This is a genomic window from Williamwhitmania sp., from assembly GCA_035529935.1.
Lineage (GTDB): Bacteria > Bacteroidota > Bacteroidia > Bacteroidales > Williamwhitmaniaceae > Williamwhitmania.
Genome location: DATKVT010000073.1, coordinates 37,699 through 61,027, shown reverse-complemented (window position 1 = coordinate 61,027; position 23,329 = coordinate 37,699). Strand labels below are relative to the sequence as shown.

The 23,329-nt window shown below is 44.1% G+C and carries 16 protein-coding genes; 11 read left to right on the top strand and 5 right to left on the bottom strand.

The window, feature by feature from the left end:
* Nucleotides 1-2: 2 nt before the first annotated feature.
* Nucleotides 3-1,172, bottom strand: coding sequence for a TlpA disulfide reductase family protein (locus tag VMW01_05680; GenBank protein ID HUW05731.1), 1,170 nt, complete (start codon nt 1,170-1,172; stop codon nt 3-5).
* Between the two features lie 304 nt (nt 1,173-1,476).
* On the opposite strand from VMW01_05680, the gene VMW01_05675 reads away from it, so the two are divergent.
* From VMW01_05675 to rhuM, 10 genes are all read left to right on the top strand, one after another.
* Nucleotides 1,477-3,426 carry an amylo-alpha-1,6-glucosidase gene (locus tag VMW01_05675; GenBank protein HUW05730.1) on the top strand — a complete coding sequence of 650 codons (1,950 nt, stop codon included), beginning with the start codon at nt 1,477-1,479 and terminating at the stop codon, nt 3,424-3,426.
* Nucleotides 3,427-3,437: 11 nt separating this feature from the next.
* Nucleotides 3,438-4,727, top strand: coding sequence for a glycosyltransferase family 4 protein (locus tag VMW01_05670; protein HUW05729.1), 1,290 nt, complete (start codon nt 3,438-3,440; stop codon nt 4,725-4,727).
* A 17-nt stretch (nt 4,728-4,744) separates the two neighbouring features.
* On the top strand, nt 4,745-6,184 hold the full coding sequence (locus VMW01_05665) for a glycoside hydrolase family 57 protein (protein HUW05728.1): 1,440 nt from the start codon (nt 4,745-4,747) through the stop codon (nt 6,182-6,184).
* A 3-nt stretch (nt 6,185-6,187) separates the two neighbouring features.
* Nucleotides 6,188-10,441, top strand: coding sequence for an alpha-glucan family phosphorylase (glgP, locus tag VMW01_05660; protein ID HUW05727.1), 4,254 nt, complete (start codon nt 6,188-6,190; stop codon nt 10,439-10,441).
* Nucleotides 10,442-10,566: 125 nt separating this feature from the next.
* Nucleotides 10,567-11,103, top strand: coding sequence for a methylated-DNA--[protein]-cysteine S-methyltransferase (locus tag VMW01_05655; GenBank protein HUW05726.1), 537 nt, complete (start codon nt 10,567-10,569; stop codon nt 11,101-11,103).
* Nucleotides 11,104-11,262: 159 nt separating this feature from the next.
* Complete coding sequence (gene mscL, locus VMW01_05650) at nt 11,263-11,667, top strand: large-conductance mechanosensitive channel protein MscL (protein HUW05725.1); 405 nt, start codon at nt 11,263-11,265, stop codon at nt 11,665-11,667.
* Between the two features lie 616 nt (nt 11,668-12,283).
* Nucleotides 12,284-13,414: a DUF262 domain-containing protein gene (locus VMW01_05645; GenBank protein HUW05724.1), complete on the top strand. Its 1,131-nt coding sequence runs from the start codon at nt 12,284-12,286 to the stop codon at nt 13,412-13,414.
* The gene (locus tag VMW01_05640; protein HUW05723.1) at nt 13,411-14,763 is read left to right on the top strand and encodes a DUF3696 domain-containing protein; all 1,353 of its coding nucleotides are present in this window, start codon (nt 13,411-13,413) and stop codon (nt 14,761-14,763) included. Before VMW01_05645 ends, VMW01_05640 begins: the two co-directional genes overlap by 4 nt.
* 4 nt (nt 14,764-14,767) lie before the next feature.
* Nucleotides 14,768-15,637, top strand: a complete 870-nt coding sequence (locus VMW01_05635; protein HUW05722.1) for a type II toxin-antitoxin system YoeB family toxin — start codon at nt 14,768-14,770, stop codon at nt 15,635-15,637.
* 1,184 nt (nt 15,638-16,821) lie between these two features.
* Complete coding sequence (gene rhuM / locus VMW01_05630; protein HUW05721.1) at nt 16,822-17,331, top strand: RhuM family protein; 510 nt, start codon at nt 16,822-16,824, stop codon at nt 17,329-17,331.
* 271 nt (nt 17,332-17,602) lie between these two features.
* On the opposite strand, the gene cyoD is transcribed toward rhuM, so the two are convergent.
* From cyoD to cyoA, 4 genes are read right to left on the bottom strand one after another with little or no spacing between them, the layout of a single operon-like run.
* Nucleotides 17,603-17,929, bottom strand: coding sequence for a cytochrome o ubiquinol oxidase subunit IV (gene cyoD / locus VMW01_05625; GenBank protein ID HUW05720.1), 327 nt, complete (start codon nt 17,927-17,929; stop codon nt 17,603-17,605).
* A 40-nt stretch (nt 17,930-17,969) separates the two neighbouring features.
* Nucleotides 17,970-18,569: a cytochrome o ubiquinol oxidase subunit III gene (gene cyoC / locus VMW01_05620; GenBank protein ID HUW05719.1), complete on the bottom strand. Its 600-nt coding sequence runs from the start codon at nt 18,567-18,569 to the stop codon at nt 17,970-17,972.
* Complete coding sequence (gene cyoB / locus VMW01_05615) at nt 18,569-20,581, bottom strand: cytochrome o ubiquinol oxidase subunit I (protein HUW05718.1); 2,013 nt, start codon at nt 20,579-20,581, stop codon at nt 18,569-18,571. The genes cyoC and cyoB overlap by 1 nt, the downstream gene beginning before the upstream one ends.
* A 1-nt stretch (nt 20,582) precedes the next feature.
* Nucleotides 20,583-21,578, bottom strand: coding sequence for a ubiquinol oxidase subunit II (gene cyoA, locus VMW01_05610; protein HUW05717.1), 996 nt, complete (start codon nt 21,576-21,578; stop codon nt 20,583-20,585).
* A 776-nt stretch (nt 21,579-22,354) separates the two neighbouring features.
* Between cyoA and VMW01_05605 the strand changes: the two genes are divergently transcribed.
* Nucleotides 22,355-23,329 (top strand): bifunctional riboflavin kinase/FAD synthetase, encoded by a 975-nt coding sequence (locus VMW01_05605; GenBank protein HUW05716.1) that lies wholly within the window; start codon nt 22,355-22,357, stop codon nt 23,327-23,329.

Here is a 23,329-nt window from a genome sequence, read left to right as displayed (position 1 = left end):
AACTACTTTTTTTCAAATATTCTACTGAGCGTTTTCTCGAGCTCCTCACCCCTAACGTCCCGGGCAATAATTTTCCCGTTTGGATCGATAAGAAAGTTGGCTGGAATGCGCGTGATGTGGTAGAGGCGTGCCACCGGAGAATCCCAAAACTTTAGGTCTCCAACCTGATGCCAGCTAAGCTTATCATCGGCAATGGCCTTTATCCACGACGCACGGTTTTTATCGATTGACACCTGCAGTATTTCAAACCCTAAGGTATGGTATTTTTGGTAAGCCTTCACCAGATTGGGATTTTCTTTGCGACAGGGGGGACACCACGAAGCCCAGAAGTCTAGCAGCACGTATTTTCCACGCAAACTTTTAAGTGAAAGAGTATCCCCTTTAGGAGTAGCCATCGAGAAATCGAGCGCTGTTGTTCCTACCGAAGGCATGTTTCGCGCCTCTGCAAACAAGGCTTGCTGCTGCTCAAAGTTGCTCACATTTTGGTGAAGGACCCTAACTAAGTCATTGCTGGGGTACTTGATATACAAAGTTGAGTCAGCCAGTCGAAAGAGCTGAAAATCCTCCTTGGAATTAAGCACAAAGGTGCGTGGGTCGAACTGCTGATTCAGCGCTACAATCACTGCCAACGACTGTGTATTCTTCCTTACAAAATTTCGAGTGAATGTTCTATGGCGCTGAACGATGTAACGAACCGTATCCATAAACACATGACGAAGACTATCCTGATTTACCTGCATTTTGGACAGTGCCTCAAACTTTACCTTCATGGAATCGAGAAGATTCAATGTATGGTTTAAGCTATCGGATACAACCTTAATTTTTTCACTACCAAGGGATCCTTTTATACTATATTTCAGCCACTTGGGAGAATCGGTAATATCCATTTTTACCTGCTCCCCCGGCTCAATAAGCAGCACAATTTCCTTTTGAGTTGTGTATCGAAGCAGAAAGAAGGTTGGCTCTGTTAGCCGCAATTCAAATGAAAATTTCCCACCATCCAGCACGTAAGTAGAATCAACCTCCTCCGGCTCCTTTGCCATTACCCTATAGAGCACCAACTTTGCCCCCGGCTGAAAAAATTTCCCCTTGATTTCAGTTTTGTTTCCGGAAACGCCAGTGCAGGAAAGCATTGCAAATCCGACCATTAGAAATGAAATCCACTTCATCATCGTCATTTTTTTTGAAGCGTAAATATCGAAAAAAAAACGGTGTAATTAACCCTCATCTATCAGCAACAACGCTACAACACTGGCTTACTGGCTCTTGACTGCTACACATTCGTAAAAATTAACAGTAAAAAGTTCTATAAAAGGTGCCAACGCAATCGATGTAGCTAAAAATAACAGAAATATTAACCTTATTAAGCTGACAAACAGCCTAAAAATTCATAACTTGATACGAATTTTGGAGAAATAAAAATCGAAGTGCAAAATCACCTCCATCCTTGGCTGGACGGAGTAAAAATTAGTTGTCATGGGATATCTTACCTTCAACAAAGATGAGTTGGTTAACTTAGAATATTCTCTCCAGAGAGAAATTCTGAGCACGAACCGAGCTGGTGGGTATTGCAGCAGCACCATTGTGCTATGTAATACCAGGAAATACCATGGGATGATGGTGCTGCCGCTCAAGGAGTTTGATTACGAAAATCACGTACTCCTCTCTTCGGTTGACGAAACCGTTATCCAGCGAGGACAATCGTTTAACCTTGGGATTCACAAATATCCAGGGCTTTACGAACCCAGAGGTCATAAGTATATCGTCGACTTTGAATATGAGCCTACAGTAAGGCTAACATACCAGGTGGGCGGTGTAAAGTTGCTTAAGGAGATAGCGTTTACCCACAACGAAGAGCAACTTCTTATTCGCTATACACTGCTTGATGCTCATTCACCAACAAAGTTGCGCATTAAGCCATTTCTTGCCTTCAGAAACTCGCATGCCCTTTCAAAGGCCAACATGAATGCCGACACCCATTTCAAGCCCATTGCAAATGGCATTAAGGCAAAGCTCTATCCGGGATTTCCATTCCTTCACATGCAGCTAAGCCACAAGAATGAGTTTGTAGCAGCCCCCGATTGGTTCTACAACATCGAGTATATGGAGGAGCAGAACAGAGGCTATGAATTTCAGGAGGACTTGCTCACGCTAGGATACTTCGAAATCTCAATAAAAAAAGGGGAAAGTGTTGTGTTTTCTGCCTCCACAAAGGAAGAGGCACCCAACTCATTTGTCACAAAACTGAATAACGAAATTAAGCATCGTCCTCAGAAGGATTCTTTCAGAAACTGCCTAAATAATTCTGGGCAGCAATTCTTGGTGAAGAAGGAAAAAAAGGTGGAACTTATTGCCGGCTATCCATGGTTTGGGAGGTGGGGTCGCGACACCTTTGTATCGTTGCCGGGGCTCACGCTCACAAATGGTGATGTAAAAACCTGCAAGGCGGTGATCGATACGCTGGCTGCGGAAATGAAAGATGGCCTCTTCCCTAACGTTGGTCACTCTACCGCCACTGCCTTCAACTCCGTAGACGCGCCACTTTGGTTTTTCTGGTCTATTCAAATGTATGCCGAAACTACCAAAGACCGTAAAGAAGTCTGGACATCGTATGGCAAAAAGATGAAAACTATTCTCCATGCCTACCGAACAGGAGAACTTCCTTACAACATCAAAATGCACGATAACGGATTGGTATTTGCTGGCGAACCCGGTGTAGCACTTACCTGGATGGATGCGGTTGTTGCTGGAAAGCCGGTAACTGCTCGCGAAGGCTTCCCGGTTGAAATCAACGCACTCTGGTATAACGCCGTATGCTTTACGCTCAGCCTAGCTAAGGAATTCAAGGATAGTGCATTTGTAAAGGAGTGGGGATCGCTGCCCAACTTGATTGAAGAAAACTTCTCAAACACCTTCTGGATTGAGGAGCTGGGCTACCTTGCTGACGTAGTTCACAACAACACGCAATGTAAGCAGGTGCGGCCCAACCAAATTTTTGCAGCGGCACTTCCATACAGCGCCATTTCCGACGACCAAAAAGCTTCGCTGCTTAAGGTGGTTGAAAAGGAACTACTCACGCCAAAGGGCATTCGAACACTTTCACCCCAAGATCCCAAATACACTGGGCGATACTTTGGAGGCCAAGCAGAGCGCGATAGCGCCTACCACCAAGGAACTGCATGGCCATGGCTACTTGGCTTCTACGTGGAAGCCAACTTTAAACTTCACGGCAAAGCCTACTTATCTACTGCTAAAAAAATTGCCGATAACTTTAAAGAGGACATGACAACCCGAGGGCTTTGCTCCATTGCCGAAATTTATGACGGCGATCCGCCCCAACATCCGGAAGGTGCCATTTCCCAGGCATGGAGCGTAGCAGCCGTATTAAGAATTCTTGATTTCATTGATGTTTATAGCAACCAATAATCCACTGGCCAATGAGAGTTTTGATGTTTGGATGGGAATTTCCACCTCATATAACGGGAGGGCTTGGTACCGCTTGCCAGGGATTGGTAACAGGGTTAACCAAAGCCAACACGGAGGTAATTTTTGTTGTACCAAAAACATACGGTGACGAGGACCAAAGCGCGGCTCGAATTGTGGATGCCGGCGATGTGCTGGTCTCAACCCAAAGCATTAGCGTGGAAGATTTCTGGAAACGGTTCCTGCTTATGGAGGTGGAGTCGAACCTAATTCCCTATGTTTCACCGGAAGAATTTCGCAAAATAATAGAGCAAAGTTTGCACGATAAGACAACGCTAACCGACATCTCCACCTCCAGCAACTTCAAATTTTCAGGGAAGTATGGAACCGACCTCATGGAGGAGGTTACACGCTATGCTATTGTTGCCGCGGCGCTTGCCATGCAGAACTCATTTGACGTAATTCATGCGCACGACTGGCTCACCTACCCCTCCGGTATTGCAGCCAAGCGAGTATCGGGCAAGCCGCTGGTAATTCACGTTCACGCAACCGAATATGACCGTTCGGGGGAGAACATCAATCAAGGTGTTTGGAACATTGAGAAGAAGGGGATGGAGGAGGCCGATCGCATTATTACCGTGAGCAACTACACTCGTAACATAGTGATCAACCGATATGGCATAAATCCAGACAAGGTGGTTACTGTGCACAACGCGGTGGAGTTCAACCTCGATTACAGCGAATTTGCCTACTCCGCTAAGGCAGTTCCCGAAAAGATAGTGACGTTTCTTGGTCGTATAACCTTCCAAAAAGGACCCGACTATTTTGTGGAGGCCGCCAACATGGTGATTTCCAAGTATTCCAACGTTCGCTTTGTAATGGCCGGTAGCGGTGACATGATGAACCGGATGATTAAGCGTGTTGCAGAGCTACGCATAAGTGAACACTTCCACTTTACCGGATTCTTGAAGGGTGCCGATGTTCACCGAATGTTTGCCCAAAGCGATGTATATGTTATGCCATCGGTATCAGAGCCATTTGGTATCTCACCGCTGGAGGCCATGAGAGCAAGTGTGCCTGTTATTATCTCCAAGCAATCGGGCGTTGCAGAGGTGCTTAAACATGCCCTTAAAATCGACTTTTGGGATGTTGAGGCCATGGCCGACGCCATTTACGGTTTGCTTTGCTACGATGGGCTCTCGAAACTCTTCCGTCGATATGGACAGGAGGAGGTTACAAGCCTCAAGTGGGATGAAGCCGCCCAAAAAGTTATTGAAGTGTACCAATCGCTGTTGAAATCGTAACCTAAAGACATTGAATCATGAGAACAATTTGTTTTTATTTCCAGGTGCATCAGCCTTTTAGACTCCGCCGTTATAGGTTTTTCGACATAGGAACTGACCACAACTACTACGATGAGTTTGCCAACCGTTCCATTATGCGAAAGGTGGCGGAGAAGTGCTATCTGCCAACAAACCAGCTGATGCTGGACCTTATCAACGAGTATGGCATACGGTTTAAGATAAGCTACTCCATTTCGGGGGTGGCACTTACCCAGTTTCAGCTGTATGCTCCCGATGTGCTAGAGAGTTTTAAAAAGCTGGCTGCAACCGGATGCGTAGAGTTTATTGGCGAAACCTACTCCCACTCCCTTTCAGCGCTCAAGAGTCGGGAGGAGTTTGAGCAGCAGGTGAAGCTACAAAACGCCATGGTAAAGGAGTTTTTTGGCCAAACACCAAAGGTATTCCGCAACACCGAGCTTATCTACAGCGACCTTATTGGTGAGGTGGTGGCCGACATGGGATTTAAGGCCATGCTAACCGAAGGTGCCAAGCACGTTTTAGGATGGAAGAGTTCTAACTACCTTTACGCAAATGCCATTAACCCAAAGCTAAAACTTCTGCTCAAGAACTTCAGGATGAGCGACGATATCGCCTTCCGCTTCTCCAACAGGGACTGGAGCGAATGGCCACTCACAACCGACAAGTACGTGCAATGGCTAAATCATCTAAGTCCAAAAGAGGAGGTAATTAACCTGTTCATGGATTATGAAACCTTTGGCGAGCACCAGTGGGCTGAAACTGGAATTTTTGAATTTATGCGTCACCTTCCCGGTGCCGTACTTTCAAGCACGAACTTTGAGTTTTTGACCCCCTCAGAGGTGGCCGACAAGCATCAGCCCGTAGCGGTAATGCATGTGCAATACCCCATCTCTTGGGCCGACGAGGAGCGCGACCTTACCGCATGGCTTGGAAATGACCTGCAGGACGAAGCCTTCGACAAGCTATACTCCCTCAAACCGCTGGTTGACCAAATTCAAGACGAGAGTATTCTGCGAGATTGGAAGTATTTGCAAACCAGTGACCATTTCTACTACATGTGCACCAAGTGGTTTTCCGATGGCGATGTTCACAAGTATTTCAACCCTTACGACACACCCTACGAGGCGTTTATTAACTACATGAATATCCTCAGTGACTTCATTCTTCGTATTGAGGATTATCTAAAAACTAGGATAGAATCGCTCCAATTAGAAACTATTACCCAAACGGATGCGATGAAGCTCATTGCGGAATATCAGGAGAAAATAGAGAGGCTTAAAACAGCCACTTCTTTTGGAAAGAAGCTGACCAAGGAGCCTATCACCAAAACTCCCTCCGTCAAAAAAACAGCACCGAAAGCAAAAACTAAGGTACCGGTTAAGGGTAAAACTCCTGCCAAAGCTGTTTCTAAAACAAAGAAAAAGGACACAAAAGAGTAATTTATGGAAAATATAGTTCGGAAAAAACCCGACTACCTGTTTGAAGTAAGCTGGGAGGTTTGCAACAAGGTAGGCGGGATTCATACCGTTATTGCCACAAAGGCAATTACCATGCATGAGGAACTTAAGAGCAACCACATCCTTATCGGCCCAGATGTTTGGCGCCACACAACTGTAAATCCAGAGTTTATTGAAGACAAGTTGCTCTTTAAGGGTTGGAGGGAGAAGGCCAGCCAGGAGGGTTTGCGCATCAAAGTTGGACGATGGAACATTGCAGGGAATCCAATAGCCGTGCTAGTGGACTTTACCCCCTTTATGCCTCAGAAAGACGAAATTTTTAGAAAATTCTGGGAAGAGTTTCGGCTAGATTCATTAACTGGCCAGTGGGACTACGTGGAGCCGGCACTTTTTGGCTATGCTGCGGGAAGGGTTATTGAAAGTTTTTACCGCTATTTCCTTAGCCGAGGCCTACATGTAGTAGCCCAATTTCACGAATGGATGACTGGAGCGGGACTTCTATATCTAAAATCGAGCCTTCCTCAAGCTGCCACAGTGTTTACAACCCATGCCACGGTACTAGGCCGATCCATTGCTGGAAACAATTTACCGCTTTACGACAACATTGAAAAGTATAACCCCGATGCTAAGTCAAGGGAGTTCAACGTTGTGGCAAAGCAATCGATGGAACGGCTTTCGGCACAAAGTGCGGATGCCTTTACAACTGTGAGCGAAATTACCGCCAAGGAGTGTAAGGCATTCCTTGGCAAAGTTGTGGATGTTGTTACACCCAATGGTTTCGAAAACGGTATTCTCCCTGACGATGACGAATTTAAATTAAGGAAGGTTGAAGCACGGGTAAAATACTATGAAGTGGCAGAAGCGCTGCTCTCCCACGATGTTCCAAAAGACTCACTTCTTGTTGGAATTGGTGGCAGATACGAGTTCCGCAATAAGGGTATCGACCTATTCATGGATACGCTTAGCACCTTAAATCATGATCAAAAGTTAACCAAAAATATTCTTGCCTTTATAATGGTTCCCGCTGCCCACCATGGCCCTCGCAAAGATGTGTTCCAGAACCTCATGGACAAGTCAAGCGAAAATGTGGTGGCAATCAACGACACCCATCTAACTCACTACCTTATCGATCCGGAATATGATCCGATCTTAAAAAAGGCCAAAGAGGTTGGACTTAACAACGCCCCCGAAGATAAGGTTAAGCTCTTTTTTGTACCCTGCTACCTCGATGGCAAGGATGGCATCTTCGACAAGACTTACTACGACATGCTAATCGGTCTTGACCTTTCCGTATTCCCATCTTACTACGAACCATGGGGATACACACCGCTTGAAAGTTTAGCATTTAAAGTTCCCACCATAACCACCACCCTTGCCGGATTTGGGCTTTGGGTTAATACCAGCTACGAGAAACCACATCCAGGCATTGAAGTTATTCTGCGCAACGACACCAACGATCAGGATGTTGTTGGAAAAATGGTTGAGAAAATGCTCTACTTCTGCAGCCTTGACCGAAACCAGATGGAGAGCATCAAGGAGAATGCAGCAGAGGTCTCCCAAATTGCACTTTGGAAAAATCTAATAGTGCATTACCACGAGGCCTATCACCAAGCACTTGAGAAGGTGGACAAGCGGCTCGATCAGCTCATCGATCAGGAACGACAGGAGCCACTTCCAGTTATCGAAAAGCATCCTGAGATAATTAAGCCACTGTGGACAAGAATAATGGTTCAAAAGAATATTCCACAAAAGCTTTCAGCGCTGGAAGAACTATCGCACAACCTCTGGTGGAGTTGGAACCAAAAGGCAGTTGAACTATTCGAGAGCATTGACGCCAACCTATGGAAGGAATCGCAGCAAAACCCCATTATTCTGCTGGAAAAACTATCGCTTAAGCTATATAAGGAGCTGGATAGAAACACCAACTTTCTCGAAAGATTGAATGAGGTTCACACCGAATTCAAGGCCTATATGGCCAAGAAGAGTGAAAAAGTGGAGCCACGAATTGCATACTTCAGCATGGAGTTTGGCCTTCACAACTCGCTTAAGATTTACAGCGGAGGACTTGGCATTCTTGCCGGGGATTACCTCAAGGAGGCCAGCGACAAGAACACCGATATTGTTGGCGTTGGAATACTATACCGCTACGGTTATTTTCACCAGCAACTCTCAGCCACGGGCCAGCAGGTGGCGGTTTACGACCCTCAGGATTTCTCCAAGCTACCTGTTTCACCTGTTCGAGACAGCGATGGTAACTGGAAAACCATATTAATTGCTCTTCCCGGCCGAAACATAACCGTCAGAATTTGGAAGGTTGACGTGGGTAGAACAGAACTTTATCTCCTCGATACCGACTTTGAGGACAACCTCGCCGAAGACAGGACCATTACCCATCACCTGTATGGAGGTGATCTTGAGAACAGGCTAAAGCAGGAGTTGCTTTTAGGTGTAGGTGGCATACGAGCGCTGAAAACACTTGACATAAAGGCGCAAGTTTACCACTGCAACGAAGGCCACGCCGCTTTCATCGGCATTGAGCGAATCAACAACCTCATCCACAAGGAGAAGCTGTCGTTTGCAGAGGCGATGGAGTATGTGCGCTCATCGTCACTATTCACCACCCACACGCCAGTTCCTGCAGGTCACGACGCCTTCCCCGAAAATCTGCTTAGAGCATACATAGCACACTACCCCGACAGGTTAAAAATTTCGTGGGAGCAGTTTATCAACCTTGGGAAGATTATACCGAACAACCCCAACGAGCTGTTCTCCATGAGCATTCTTGCCACAAACCTTTCGCAGGAGGTAAACGGGGTATCGAAGCTACACGGAAAAGTTTCAAGGGAGATTTTCAAGAATATGTGGCCCGGCTACTTCGAAGAGGAACTCCACATTGGATATGTAACCAATGGGGTACACTACCCCACCTGGGCATCGGCAAAGTGGAAACAGCTGTGTGAAAGTGAGCTAGGCTCTGGAGATATTCATTCCGAAACACCATCGTGCTGGGAAAATATTTACAACGTACCTAACCAACGAATTTGGGATATCCGAAAGGAGTTGAAGAAGAACCTCATCACCTTTATCAAGGGCAGGCTTGCCGATCCCAACATCATTAAGTACGAAAACCCAAAGCACGTTTTCGACATCAAGGAAAAAATGCGCGACGATGTGCTCACCATAGGCTTTGCCCGACGGTTTGCCACCTACAAGCGCGCATATCTGCTTTTCAAGGACATCGACCGGATTAGTAAGATTATAAACAACCCCGACATGCCGGTTCAGTTTCTCTTTGCAGGAAAGGCACACCCCAACGATAAGGCTGGTCAGGACCTGATCAAGCGCATAGTGGAGGTATCGAAGTTGCCGCAATTCATTGGCAAGGTTTTGTTTATGCAGAACTACGACATGGAGCTGGCCCGGGAGATGGTTCAGGGTGTCGACATTTGGCTTAACAACCCGGCGCGTCCCATGGAGGCCTCGGGAACATCGGGCCAAAAGGCGGTAATGAACGGCGTGCTCCACTTCAGCGTGCTCGATGGATGGTGGTGTGAGGGCTACAGGGAGAATGCCGGATGGGCGCTTCCTGAGGAGCAAACCTACGATGAGCAAGCCTACCAGGACGAGCTCGACGCGGAGACCATTTACACCCTGCTCGAAAACGAGATTGTACCCTCCTACTACGCCATGGACGAGAAGGGAGAGCCGGACAAGTGGGTTGGATTTATTAAGAACTCCATCTCCAAGGTTGCATCGCAGTTCACCACTCGCAGAATGCTGGAGGACTATGAACGGCAGTACTACCACAAGTTGGACGAGCGGCAGGCACTAATTAAGGCCAACGACTTCAGAATGGCAAAGGAACTTGCCAGCTGGAAAAAGAGGGTTTCACGCAGTTGGGACGACATTGAGGTGCTGGGGGTAAAGCAGTTTGAACTTGCCCACGAGACTATTGTGGTTGGTCAAAAGTACTGCGCCACAGTGGAGCTCGATGTGCACGACCTAAGTCCAGAGGACATTGGTGTGGAGCTGGTGGTAGCCGACCCAATCGAAAACGACAAAATCACCATAAAGTATAAGCAGGAATTTGAGCTCACCCACATGGAGGGCACCAAGGCCAGCTATACATTGGTAATGATGCCCACCGAACCGGGAACATTTGAGGCAGGCATACGAATCTATGCTAAGCATCCAAACCTTCCAAACCGGATGGACTTCAGCCTAGTTCGCTGGATATAGAATATTCCGTTCAAATAGCAGGCGGTGTGGTCCTTGTGGCTGCACCGTTTTTTTATTGACACAACACAAACCGTTCCTCACGCGTAAATCCTATCTTTGGAGAAGGAAGCTAACAACCCGCAAGCATGAACAGCATTTACATCGACTACCTTGCCACTCCGGTGGGAGAGCTTATACTGGGCTCCTTTGGCGACAAGCTCTGCCTGTGCGACTGGCGCTACCGCAAAATGCGCACCGAGGTGGATGCCCGCATTACCGAAGGGCTGGAGGCCACCTACCTCCCTGCCGAAACTCCTGTAATTGAACGCGCCAAGGCCCAACTTACCGAATATTTCGCTGGCAAGCGAAAGGAGTTCGACCTACCGCTGCTGATGGTGGGAACGCCCTTTCAGCAAGGCGTGTGGAACGCCCTTCTCGAAATACCTTACGGCAAAACCGAAACCTACCTTGGTCTTTCCAAATGCCTCAACAACCCCAAGGCCATAAGAGCCGTAGCCTCGGCGAACGGTGCCAACGCCATAGCCATAATTGTGCCCTGCCACCGCATTGTGGGCAGCAAGGGCGAGCTGGTGGGCTACGCCGGAGGGTTACCTGCCAAGCGCAAGTTGCTAAACCTAGAGGCCACCGGAGCACCGCACCAGCTATCGCTGTTTGAGGAGTAGCTGTTTCCTTCCAAGTTGAACACTAAAGGAGAAGGATAAAATTCTCCCGAATAGCTATCCCACAGAACATTAACTGCCTATTGTGGTTATAATTGGGTTGGCAAATGCAATGCCTGCAACATTGAACTTTAGATTACATCGCACTAAATATTAACCACGATGAAAATTATAAGTGAATTCAAAGCGTTTGCCATGAAGGGCAACGCTATCGACATGGCAGTGGGTATTATAGTTGGAGCCGCCTTTGGCAAGATTGTAAGCTCCATTGTAACCGACATTGTAATGCCACCCATTGGGCTGCTGGTTGGTGGAGTAAGATTCTCTGACCTCAAGGTTGTGATGAAGGCGGCCACCGAGACAAGCCCCGCCGTTACCCTAAACTACGGTAACTTTCTGCAGGTTACCTTCGATTTTTTGATTGTTGCCTTTGCCATTTTTATGGTGATTAAGGCCATGAATGCCGCCAAGCGGAAGGAGGCGGCACCCGCAGCACCACCCGCTCCTCCAGCCCCCACCAAGGAGGAGATACTGCTCACCGAAATTCGCGACCTGCTGAAGAAGTAAATAAGCATTACGCAGCAGAACTTGAAGGCTATACAAAATCCTGTGAACCCAGATGAGTTCACGGGATTTTTTTGTGGCTAGTCTTAGCAACCCGATATGCTTAAGGTATAAATCTCATTAAAAATTAAGTTTATAGCCCACTCAAGGAAAAGTTTTTCTAACTTGTATTGGAAATAAACCACACTAAAAGGTGGGGTCATACATACCAAATTGGGTGGATGAGCTCATCTTTGTTGGGGTTATAAATGAGTTCCCGCCAAGTGTACAACAGATGACAGTGAAATAATAAAAAGTAAACCATTGTGAAAGGACTGAATAACGAAATTTTGAAAAAAAGAAAGCCAGCACTCAAACCGATCCGATGTATTTCTTTTGCCTACCTCACATTTTTTAAAATTATTATCGACACATTGCCAAAGCCCTACGAGCCAACGTCATAACAAATGTTTTGTCAAAGAGTGCAATCTTACCAACTCACACAGTTCTAGGCTGACGCTTTCGCAAATTATTAGATTGTAAAAGATAAAATTGAACTAATTAGAGAATACAAAGAGATGATGACTAATGAAGCGGTTATGAAGAAATATTATAAGTTTGTATTTTAAAGTGTAGAATAATGCAAGAAGAAAGCAATTATATAGTTGATGAGCCTCAAGTGGAGTATGAGGACATAAATACAGGGGTTTTGATGGAGAGACCATTTAATCCTTCACAAATTGATATATCGACTAAGACACTTACAATTGATTTATTAATAAAGAGGTTAAAAACAGATCCACCAGAAATAGATTTGTATCCTGATTTTCAACGAAAGGATGATTTGTGGGATGCTGGCAAACAAAGTCGATTAATAGAATCCTTACTAATTAAATTTCCATTGCCTGCCTTTTATTTTGACGGAACAGACAATGACAAATGGTTAGTTGTAGATGGACTTCAACGCCTTAGTGCCATTAGGAATTTTACAATAAATAAAAGACTGAAGCTAACCGGCCTTGAATTTTTGAAAAAACTTGAAGGGGATGGATTTGACGACCTTCCAAGAAACCTTCAGCGACAAATTGAAGAAGCTCAAATTACAGCCTATGTCATTAATCCTGGGACGCCAGAAGAAGTAAAGTTCAATATTTTCAGGCGGGTAAATACAGGAGGATTGATAATGGAACCTCAAGAAATCCGTCACGCTATGAATCAGGGAATTCCTGCAATTTATGTAAAAGAATTGTCACAACTTCCTGAATTTATTGAAGCTACACAAGGGGCAATTAGTCCAAAACGAATGTTGGACAGAGAATTTGTTACAAGATTTATTACTTTCTATTTGAATAATTATGAAAATTACATTCCTGATTTAGATACTTTTATGAATTCCTGTATGGGTGATATTAAAAAACTCTCAAACTCAGAAAGAGAAAAAATGAAGAGCGATTTTTCAGCATCAATGATATTAACTAAAAAGATATTTGGCAATTGGGCTTTTCGTAAATCAGACAAATATCCTGAAAAGAGAAAACCAATAAACAAAGCATTATTTGAAATTTGGAGTGTTTCACTTGCTAAACTTGATGAAAATCAGAGAATACAATTGCTTATCAAGAAAGATATTTTGTTTGGGAAATCAATTAAACTTATAAAAGAGGATTTGGCTTTTTTTAATAGTATTACTACATCAACAGGTAATAAAGGAAGTGTTTATTATCGTTTTTCAAGTATTGAGAGAATAATAAAAGAAACATTAGAAGCATGATAAAACAAATTGAAATCCAGAATTTCAAATCCCTTAAAGTGGCTAATGTAAGTATTTCAAACTTAAATCTGTTGATGGGATTAAATGGAATGGGTAAAAGTTCGTTCATACAAACCTTGCTTTTGCTAATGCAAAGTGACAAATTGGAGGATGGTGTAATTGATCTTAATGGCTTATTGGCAAAAATTGGTCAAGGTAAAGATGCATTGTATCAGTTTGCTTCAGAAGATATTATTTATCTTCATTTAGAATTTGACTACAATTCAATAGAAAAGATCTTTACTAAATATTTAGACGGCACTAATCAAAGAAAAACTCCTGAGAGATTTGCTATTTTAAAAGAAATTTATTCCATAGACGGTGCTTTTGACATTGACGCTTTATATTTAAGAATGGCCGAATCTTCTCATATCAGTAAAGCTACATTTTATAATACTAAGGATTTATTAATTTCTTCAGGTTTAATTATTGAGCATAAACAAAAAAATAATAAGGCACAATTTGAAAAAGCAATATATAATACTTTTAAGTGGAAATTCTTATATCAAAAAGATAAAGACAAACTGATTTCTAAAGAAAAGTATACTAAAACGGCTATGGGGTTTTTTAGATCCCAGACCAAAAAGTTTCAATACCTAAGTGCAGAACGGATTGGCCCTAAAGATTTATATGAGTCATCCAGCATAGTTGTTGAGGATAAAAAACAATTAGGATTACTAGGAGAATTTGCTGCCCACTATATTGATATATTTGGGCTTGAACATATTGTTGGAGAACAACTTAGACACCCTTCTGCTAAATCTGAAAAATTGCTTGCACAAATTAATGCGTGGCTTACAGAAATTTCTCCAGGTGTTTCATTAAATACCAAATACGTTCCCGAAGTTAACAAAGTAATTCTGGATTATCAATTTGATTATGGCAATCAAAAAACCAACTCGTTCCGACCAAAAAATGTTGGTTTCGGAATTTCATATGTATTACCAATAGTTTTGGCATTACTTACTGCAGAAGAAGGCAAAATCATAGTTATAGAAAACCCTGAATCGCACATACACCCAAGAGGTCAAGCACAATTGGGTAAGCTTATTTCTTTAGCAGCAAGCCTTGGAGCACAATTATTTATCGAAACACATAGTGACCATATTTTAAATGGAATCAGAGTTGCAGTAAAAGAAGGAGATATTGATAAATCCAAAGTCAATGTAATGTATTTTGAAAAGACTACCACCGAGAAAGAGCAATATACGAAAATCACGCCTATAAAAGTTGATAGCAGTGGAGAGTTAAGTGATTATCCCGAAAACATGATGGACGAATGGAGTAACCAATTATTAAAACTTTTGTAGTCCTATGAATTTAGTATTTAACGAATTATCAATTTATCCGATTGCACAGAATGGTCAGATTGCAGAGGTTGGTTTCAGAAAGCTTTTAGCAACATTTAAAGAAGCTAAAAAGGTTTATGGATTCACTCATATTCATTTCCCGAAAGATTACGCTGCACTTCAAATAACAACAACAGAAACATTCTTTGAATGGGTTTCAACACTTACTAACAGAACTATTAAGAATTTAATCATTGACCTTTGCAAAAAGCCATTTACAGACGAATTGGAAGAAGCTGAATTAGATGCCTTTTTTGAGAGTGATTATGCTTTAATTGGTGATAATATTCCTACAGATACCGAACCTATTGGCTTGCCAGTTAGTCATATAAAAACTATTCCTTCAATAAGTTTAGATTCTAATTTGTTTTGGCGGAATAGAAAAATAATCGTCAGAAAAAGCACCGCGAATGCAACTGAAAACATTGACTTTGTTGCCTATAATATTTGCTTGGAAAGTGATATTAATACACAGGAAATAACAGAATGGGCTGATATGTCAATGCCCAAATTCATTGATGCCAAAGAAATATTGACAAAGTATCTGGGTTTTACAAAGTATCAACCTGTATTCACAGATGATTTTATGACGCAGTTTCTGAACTGGAAAAAAGATGATTTTAAAACTTTTAAATACTTATTACTTCTGATGAAAGATGTTCAAATTCATCCTTTTACTGGTGGAATGGGACAGACTGAAAATTTAAAAGGCAGAGGAAAAGAAGCATCAAAAAGAGTAACAAACAGCTACCCTGATGGTGATAGACTTAGCTATACAGTTGAAAATAATATAGTAACATTTATTGCTTGTAAAGGTCATTATGAATTTCATTGATGAAAATAGACACAACAGAAAAGGGTTTAGAAGTCCATATAACACAATTGTTTTGTGAATGCTTTTGTAGAAAGGCATTATAGTCAATACAACCGTTTTGATTGTGTGGATGAAAATTTGCTTTTCAATTTTTTCAAATCACACAAAATGCGATGAACTTTGCAAGCACATTGCCAAAGCCCCACGAGCCAACGCTTCAACCAAAGCTTTTTCAAAGAGTTTGCAAAGCCAACACACCTAGAGAAATTGTTTTAAAAAATTGCCAACACTAAAAAAATTAAAAAACGCTGACACAGGAGCCGACTAATAAGCAAGAAAATAAAATGACAAGGAAACTCAATAATGACAATGGTTTACAAAGAAAGATGAAAGAACACCAGGCGGTAACATGCGGTCACAAAACATTGATGATCACGTGTTTAAGTAGGCATTCTGTCTCGCATCGTGCATTCTTCTCGGTTGATAATGAAGTAGCTCCGAACTCCCCCAACGATTTTATACCGCCAACCGTTTCACACCCCTCCAAGTAAATCCCACCGGTTCATCCACCATTTCTCGAAGGAATTCGAAAAACTTCGCCATTAATATGGTGCGGTCGCCTCGCAACACCTATCCAGCAAAATCCGCATAAGTGTTGCCGAAAATTTCCATAAGTATGCGCGTAAATTTCCTTAAGCATCCGCGTAAAAAATCTTGGGCAAGATTTTTTAAAAACTCACGGAGATTTTAAAAAAAGATGGTGAAGATTTTTTCCAAAACTCACGGAAGAAAAAGAAGCGGTCTTCGGAGAGAGCAAAATAATGGGTAGGAAATGGATTTCGGGCTCGTGAGTTTGGGATATATTGCATAATTTTAGGCTACAGATAAATGCATTACGGCAAACAGCCTAAGTAGCAGGAGAGATGAACTTACTAACGGAAAGGTTAATACTAAGGCCCATTGAGCTTGCCAATGCAGGTGTTATAGAACCTGTTTATGCTATATTCCAAAATCATAGCTACATGGGCTTATGTGGTGGTCTCAAGGCCAAAGGCATTCATAAAAAGGAAGGCCTAAAAAATGAGCCAAAACATTCTAGACCAAACGGGTAGCACCGAATTTAGCCGCCAACATGTTCTGTACAACGCAAACCGAAGAAAAGCTGAGGCGCGAAAAAATAAAAGGCAAAAAAGACTAATTTAATCATGAATACAGGCGAAATTCTCATATACCAAAACTCAGAAGGCAGCATCAAAATTGATGTTCGCCTCGAAGAAGAAACCGTTTGGCTTTCACAAGCCCAAATGGGTATGCTTTTTAATAAGGACAAACGTACCATATCCGAGCATATTAGCAACATCTTCAAAGAAGGCGAGTTGAACGAAAATTCAGTTGTCCGGAATTTCCGGACAACTGCAAACGATAGTAAAACTTACGATGTAAACCATTACAACCTCGATGTTATAATTTCGGTTGGCTACCGGGTTAAATCACAACAAGGTACGCAGTTCCGTATTTGGGCAACCCAAAGGCTTAAAGAGTATATTGTAAAAGGCTTTGCATTGAACGATGAGCGTTTCAAGTCGGGCAATTCCATGAACTATTTTACCGAACTGCAAGAACGCATAAGGGAAATACGAATTTCTGAACGCTTCTTTTACCAAAAAATTAAAGACATTAAAGTGAAGCTATATAACCATCAATTAGCATGGTAGAAAAGACCAAGTAGGGTGATGGTTTCAACATTTCGACAACGAATAAACTTTAGTGTAATTTGAGACAGGTCGGTGCTTCGAAATTGGGAATCCTTCATACCAATGCGCGTAGTAAATCGGCTGAATGCCTTCCATTTACACTTAAAAGTGGGAAGATCATACAAGAAACAATTGGCTATTTCTCAAAAAACGAACTGCTCCCACACAGCCTCTCGGCGTATGGGAGCAGTCCAACATATTTATGCGTGCGGCAGCTGTACACCAGCACTTGCTACATCATCCGCGAGTTGAGGGTGTACATTACCCAGAGCGTTCCGCCAATGAAGATAAACAGCAGCAGGGCGGTAAAGGCCAGGGCAATTACGTTCCACCGTGCTGCCGACGACCTGTTGAGGTGCAGAAAGTAGTAGAGGTGCACCAGCATTTGCAGCATGGCAGCAAGAAACAGCCCACCCATGGCAACCGGCCGGCTAACGGCATGGCTCATCACCAGCGCAAATGATACAACGGTGAGCGTTACAGCCAATATCAGCCCAATAATATAGGTTTTAGCGGTTGCATGGCTCGCTCCCATCTCCTCGTTATGTGTTTGACTCATATCTTTGCTTCTTTAATTCGTTCAACAACAATACAGCTACTTAGATGACGCCCATGAGGTAAACAAAGCTAAAAACGCCAATCCAAACAATATCCAGGAAGTGCCAAAACATACTCAGGCGAACCATCCGCGATTTTACCCCGTCGGTCATTCCCATGGTGGCAACCTGCGCCCCCATCACCAAAATCCAGATCAGGCCGATGGTAACGTGAAGTCCGTGGGTGCCCACAAGTGTGAAGAAGGCCGATAGAAAACCACTTCGATCGGGACCCGCTCCGCTCATTATCATCCCATAAAACTCATGAAGTTCCATGGATACAAAGCCAAGCCCCAGAAGGAACGTAACGACCAATCCAGCAATCACCTGTGTTTTCTTGCCGTTGTGCATAGCAATTACCGCCAGCCCAAAGGTTGCGCTGCTCACCAGCAGCAGCATGGTTTCAACAAACAGGTAGGGCAAATCGAACAAATCCTTTCCGGTGGGACCACCTGCATAGTTGAACCCAATTACGGCAAAGGTGGCAAAGAGTATGGAAAAGAGAACGAGGTCGCTCATGAGGTATATCCAAAAGCCAAAGGTTTTAATTTCAGCATGATCCACATGCCCCAGCTCTGCTGTGTTTGCTATTTTAGTGCTCATTACCTTTCTCCTTTTAAGTTATTCATTTTCATTGTCTCCAATGCAGCAGCCCGAATTTTAAAACGCTCATCTTCTATGCGCTTCACCTCAGCTGCCGGGATAACATACTCGTCGTTGTCGTTGGCACCAATAAGAATTAGAGATACCACAATGGCCAACATGCTTCCAATGGCAAGCCACCAGATATACCAAACCATGGCAAAGCTAAAGGCCAAGACCAACCCACCTATGACTGGACCAAACATACTATTCTTAGGCATGTGTATATCGTGGTAATCAGTAGGTTGAATGTAGGCGGTACCCTTCTCCTTCATATCCCAGAAAGCATCCAAATCCTCCACCGTTGGAATTACTGCAAAGTTATAGTCGGCAGGAGGTGAAGCGGTTGACCACTCCAACGTTCGAGCATCCCACGGGTCTCCGGTAAGATCAGCATTCTTCTTCCGATCACGAATGCTCACAAATATTTGCATCATCTGAGCAAAAATGCCAAAGGCAACAATAAATGCGCCGAAGAGGGCCACAATAAGGTAAGGCTGCCAAGCCAGATTATCGTAGTGCTGCATACGGCGAGCCATGCCCATAAACCCTAAGATATAGAGGGGTGAGAAGGCTACGAGGAAGCCAATAATCCAGCCCCAAAAAGCGCGCTTGCCCCACTTCTCGTCGAGACGGAAACCAAAGGCCTTGGGAAACCAGTAAGCAATTCCAGCAAAGTAGCCAAACAGCGCACCGGGAATTAGAACATTATGGAAGTGGGCAATGAGAAAGAGGCTGTTGTGCACCACAAAGTCGGCTGGTGGAATTGCCATCAGCACACCGGTCATACCACCAATAACAAAGGTTGTAAGAAATCCCAAAGTCCAATACATTGGGGTAGTAAAGCTAATCCTCCCTCGATACATGGTGAAGAGCCAATCGTAGACCTTAACACCCGTGGGTATGGCAATGAGCATGGTTGCAATGCCGAAAAAAATGTTCACATCGGGCGTATTGCCCATGGTAAAGAAGTGGTGCAGCCACACTGTAAACGACAATAGCATAATTGCCGCCGTGGCATAAACCAAAGAGGTGTAGCCAAAAAGCCGCTTTCGTGAAAAGGTTGCCACAACCTCCGAGTAAACGCCAAAGGCAGGAAGTATCACAATATACACCTCCGGGTGACCCCACATCCAAAAAAGGTTGTTCCAAAGCATCACGTTACCACCAAGGTCGTTGGTAAAGAAGTGCATTCCCATATACCTGTCGAGCGTTAACATAACAAGAGCCGTGGTAATAACGGGGAACGACAAAATCATGAGCACGTTGGTGGTCAATGTGGTCCAAGTAAATAGCGGCATGCGCATTAACTTAAGACCCGGTGCCCGCATCTTTATGATCGTTACAAAAAAGTTGATTCCGCTCAGCAGCGAGCCAATACCCGCTATCTGGAACGCCCACATCCAGTAATCGACCCCCACTCCCGGATTAAACTGCTTCTCGAAGAGGGGTGCAATGCCGGTCCAACCAGTGTTGGAAAATTCGCCCACACCCAGCGATATCATCACGAGGCCTGCTCCCGCTACCGTTAGCCAGAAGCTAACTGAGTTCAGAAGCGGAAAAGCCACGTCGCGTGCACCAATCTGCTGTGGAATTACAATGTTCATCAGCCCAACCATTAACGGCATGGCCACGAAAATAATCATGATGGTTCCGTGCGAACCAAAGATCTGATCGTAGTGGTGAGCCGGAAGGTAACCCTGTGATGCACCGGCTGCAAGAGCTTGCTGTGCACGCATCATTAATGCATCGGCAAAACCACGCAGCATCATCACCAAGGAGAGAATAATGTACATGATGCCAATCTTCTTGTGGTCGACGCTGGTAAGCCACTCCTTCCACAAATAGGGCCACTTTCGATAGTAGGTTATCAAACCAATGACAACTAGGGCTGCCAGCGATGCGCTGACCACTGCCCCCATGATGATCGGATTGTTATACGGTATATCCGAAAGACTCAACTTTCCAAACATATTACTTTCCCTCCATTTTTTTATCGTTCATCTTAGTGGAATCGGATGCCATGTTCATTCCGTCATGGTTTTCGTGCATGTGATGCATACCTTCCATGTTGTCCATCGCATGCGTGCTGTCCACCATCGTATTGTCGGTACCGCCCATCCAGCTCATAAACTCCATTGTAATGCTGTCGAACAAGCTGGGTTTCACCTGCGAGAAGATGGTAACCGGGTAGTCCACATTGGGTTTAATAAGCGCTTGGTACCTAGCCATGCTCAAGGTGTCTGGCGATTGCTTTGCCTTTTGCACCCAAGCTTCAAACTTTTCTTGTGTGGTGGTTATGGCCTCAAAGTGCATATTCACATAGCCGTTTCCGCTAAACTCCTGATTGTGTCCCTCAAAAACACCCGTATCGCTAGCCATAAGGTTTAACTTGGTTTGCATTCCTGCCATGGCATACATCTGGCTTCCCAGCTGAGGAATAAAGAATGAGGTCATTACCGAGGCAGAGGTGATTCGGAAACTCAGCGGTGTGTTTACAGGGAAAACCACCTGATTAACCACCGCAATATTGTAGTCGGGGTAGATAAAGAGCCAGTTCCAGTCGGTTGAGACAACCTCAATACGGACTGGCTTAACCTCCGACTTAAGTGGTTTATACGGATCGAGCTCATAGGTTTTTACCCAAGTTAGATACGAAAGTGCCGCCACAATGGCAATGGGCACAATCCATATAACCCACTCAATGGCGGTGGAGTGCGTCCACTTAGGTTTATAGGTTGCCTTGGTGTTGGTGGCCCGGTAACGGTATGCAAACCAGAACACCATCACAAAAACGGGAAGCACCACAATCAGCATTAACAGAAATGCAATCTTGATGAGAAATGCCTCCTGAATCCCGATGGGGCCCTTGGACTCGAGCACGACCCAATGGCTGCAGCTGGTGAGCAACGCAAATACCGTCAGTAGTCCTGCTCCCTTAAAAAATTTGTAAAGATTTTTTTTCATCATAGTGCTCCTCGCAATAATGTTAAAATTGAGTTGGACACGATTTGTAACTTAAGCAGTGTATAAATAACTGAAAAAAAATGACAATGAAAAAATCAACAGCACACTTATGCAAAGTACTTATTTTCAAAACAATACTCACCAAAAATTATTACACTAATTAACCTGTGTGAATGAAATAAAGTCTCATATCATCATTTTATTCTAAACGAGTGTTAAAACAACCGTTTGCGGGATTAGCTCAATGCTCCTCAGTCAAAATTATTAACAGTGTATAGAAGTTTAAAAGGGAGAAGGGTAAGTAGCAAAAGTATAGACACTAACGAAAGCACCAATCAACTGACGATCAACAACTTCAAGTCAATTATTAATTGTGCTAAATATTCGACCCCATCCGGGGTCGTGCAATTATTTCTGCGCACGGTTTCTACACACATTTGACTCCTCCGGAGTCAAGCCAACTTTATACTAGATAGAATAGAAAACTAACATCTCAGTTACCTCAAGATTAGATTCAAAACAGAAAAACTTTGATTATAAGAGCTAAGGTATAAGAAACCTAAAGTTGGACCTTGCCCAGATGAAACAACAAGCAATTCAAACAAAAGAATCAAGGAAATCCACTAATCCCATAAATCCCAGCTAGGCCAGTTACCGCAACCCTTCTCCAAACCCCAACACTCACGTGCCTTTTACACTTTTTCGCCAAAGAGCTTTCATAACAAACCAAATAGCCTAAATTTGCATCGGCGGTTTTAGAGGAGTCGCCCCAGCAAATAATGGAAATAGTAAATACCCCTAATAAAATACCGCACAACAAAGGCATTGTTCTCACGCTAGGCTTTTTCGACGGTGTGCACCGCGGTCATCGCAAGCTTATAAACACTGCTATCGACAAGGCAAAGGAGCTCCAGCTGGAATCGGCGGTGATGACCTTTTGGCCTCACCCCCGCATTGTGCTGGACAAGGATCCGCAAAACCTCTTCTTCCTAACCACCCTTCCCGAAAAGGCTGAACTCATTGCTAAGCTTGGCATACGCTACTTTATTGTGCAGGAGTTTACCCTGGCACTGGCTGCCATGGAGGCTACCGCCTTTGTAAAACATGTGGTGGAAACATACAACGTAAAGCACTTCGTGGTTGGAAAAAACCACCGCTTTGGAAAGCAGGCCAAGGGCGATTTCGCACTTTTACAGCAGCTAGCTTCAGAGCTTGGCTACACCATCGACGCCTTCGATACGGTGAGCGACAACAGCCAGCGCATCAGCTCCACCAACATTCGGGAGGCGCTCATGGCTGGCAACCTCCAAGCAGCAAATCAAATGCTGAGCTACCCCTACCTTTTGGCGGGCAGCATTGAAACTGGTCGCCAGTTGGGACGAACCATTGGATTCCCCACGGCCAACATCAAGCCCAACGACCCGCTGAAGCTTGTACCGGCTAACGGCGTTTATGCCGTTCTGCTCCACATCGACGGGAAGGTGGAACGCGGCATGATGAACATTGGAGTCCGCCCCACTGTTGATAGCTCGCACCATCGCACCATTGAGGTTCACATCATCGACTTCAACGCAGACATTTATAACCACAAAGTGGAGGTGGCCTTTGTGGAGAGGCTGCGCGACGAGCTAAAGTTTGCTAGCGTGGAGGAGCTCAAGGTGCAGCTCCATCTCGACAAGCAGATGGCCACCGAGGTGCTGGACAACCACAACCTCAACGATTTTAAAAAGTATTTTCTAACTTTATCCGTATAA

What these genes read in the sequence shown, in the direction of transcription:
- cyoB (HUW05718.1), bottom strand. Translation starts at nt 20,581, where the DNA reads ATGTTTGGAAAGTTGAGTCTTTCGGATATACCGTATAACAATCCGATC.
- cyoC (HUW05719.1), bottom strand. Translation starts at nt 18,569, where the DNA reads ATGAGCACTAAAATAGCAAACACAGCAGAGCTGGGGCATGTGGATCAT.
- cyoD (HUW05720.1), bottom strand. Translation starts at nt 17,929, where the DNA reads ATGAGTCAAACACATAACGAGGAGATGGGAGCGAGCCATGCAACCGCT.
- glgP (HUW05727.1), top strand. Translation starts at nt 6,188, where the DNA reads ATGGAAAATATAGTTCGGAAAAAACCCGACTACCTGTTTGAAGTAAGC.
- cyoA (HUW05717.1), bottom strand. Translation starts at nt 21,578, where the DNA reads ATGATGAAAAAAAATCTTTACAAATTTTTTAAGGGAGCAGGACTACTG.
- VMW01_05670 (HUW05729.1), top strand. Translation starts at nt 3,438, where the DNA reads ATGAGAGTTTTGATGTTTGGATGGGAATTTCCACCTCATATAACGGGA.
- VMW01_05605 (HUW05716.1), top strand. Translation starts at nt 22,355, where the DNA reads ATGGAAATAGTAAATACCCCTAATAAAATACCGCACAACAAAGGCATT.
- mscL (HUW05725.1), top strand. Translation starts at nt 11,263, where the DNA reads ATGAAAATTATAAGTGAATTCAAAGCGTTTGCCATGAAGGGCAACGCT.
- VMW01_05640 (HUW05723.1), top strand. Translation starts at nt 13,411, where the DNA reads ATGATAAAACAAATTGAAATCCAGAATTTCAAATCCCTTAAAGTGGCT.
- VMW01_05645 (HUW05724.1), top strand. Translation starts at nt 12,284, where the DNA reads ATGCAAGAAGAAAGCAATTATATAGTTGATGAGCCTCAAGTGGAGTAT.
- VMW01_05665 (HUW05728.1), top strand. Translation starts at nt 4,745, where the DNA reads ATGAGAACAATTTGTTTTTATTTCCAGGTGCATCAGCCTTTTAGACTC.
- rhuM (HUW05721.1), top strand. Translation starts at nt 16,822, where the DNA reads ATGAATACAGGCGAAATTCTCATATACCAAAACTCAGAAGGCAGCATC.
- VMW01_05635 (HUW05722.1), top strand. Translation starts at nt 14,768, where the DNA reads ATGAATTTAGTATTTAACGAATTATCAATTTATCCGATTGCACAGAAT.
- VMW01_05680 (HUW05731.1), bottom strand. Translation starts at nt 1,172, where the DNA reads ATGATGAAGTGGATTTCATTTCTAATGGTCGGATTTGCAATGCTTTCC.
- VMW01_05655 (HUW05726.1), top strand. Translation starts at nt 10,567, where the DNA reads ATGAACAGCATTTACATCGACTACCTTGCCACTCCGGTGGGAGAGCTT.
- VMW01_05675 (HUW05730.1), top strand. Translation starts at nt 1,477, where the DNA reads ATGGGATATCTTACCTTCAACAAAGATGAGTTGGTTAACTTAGAATAT.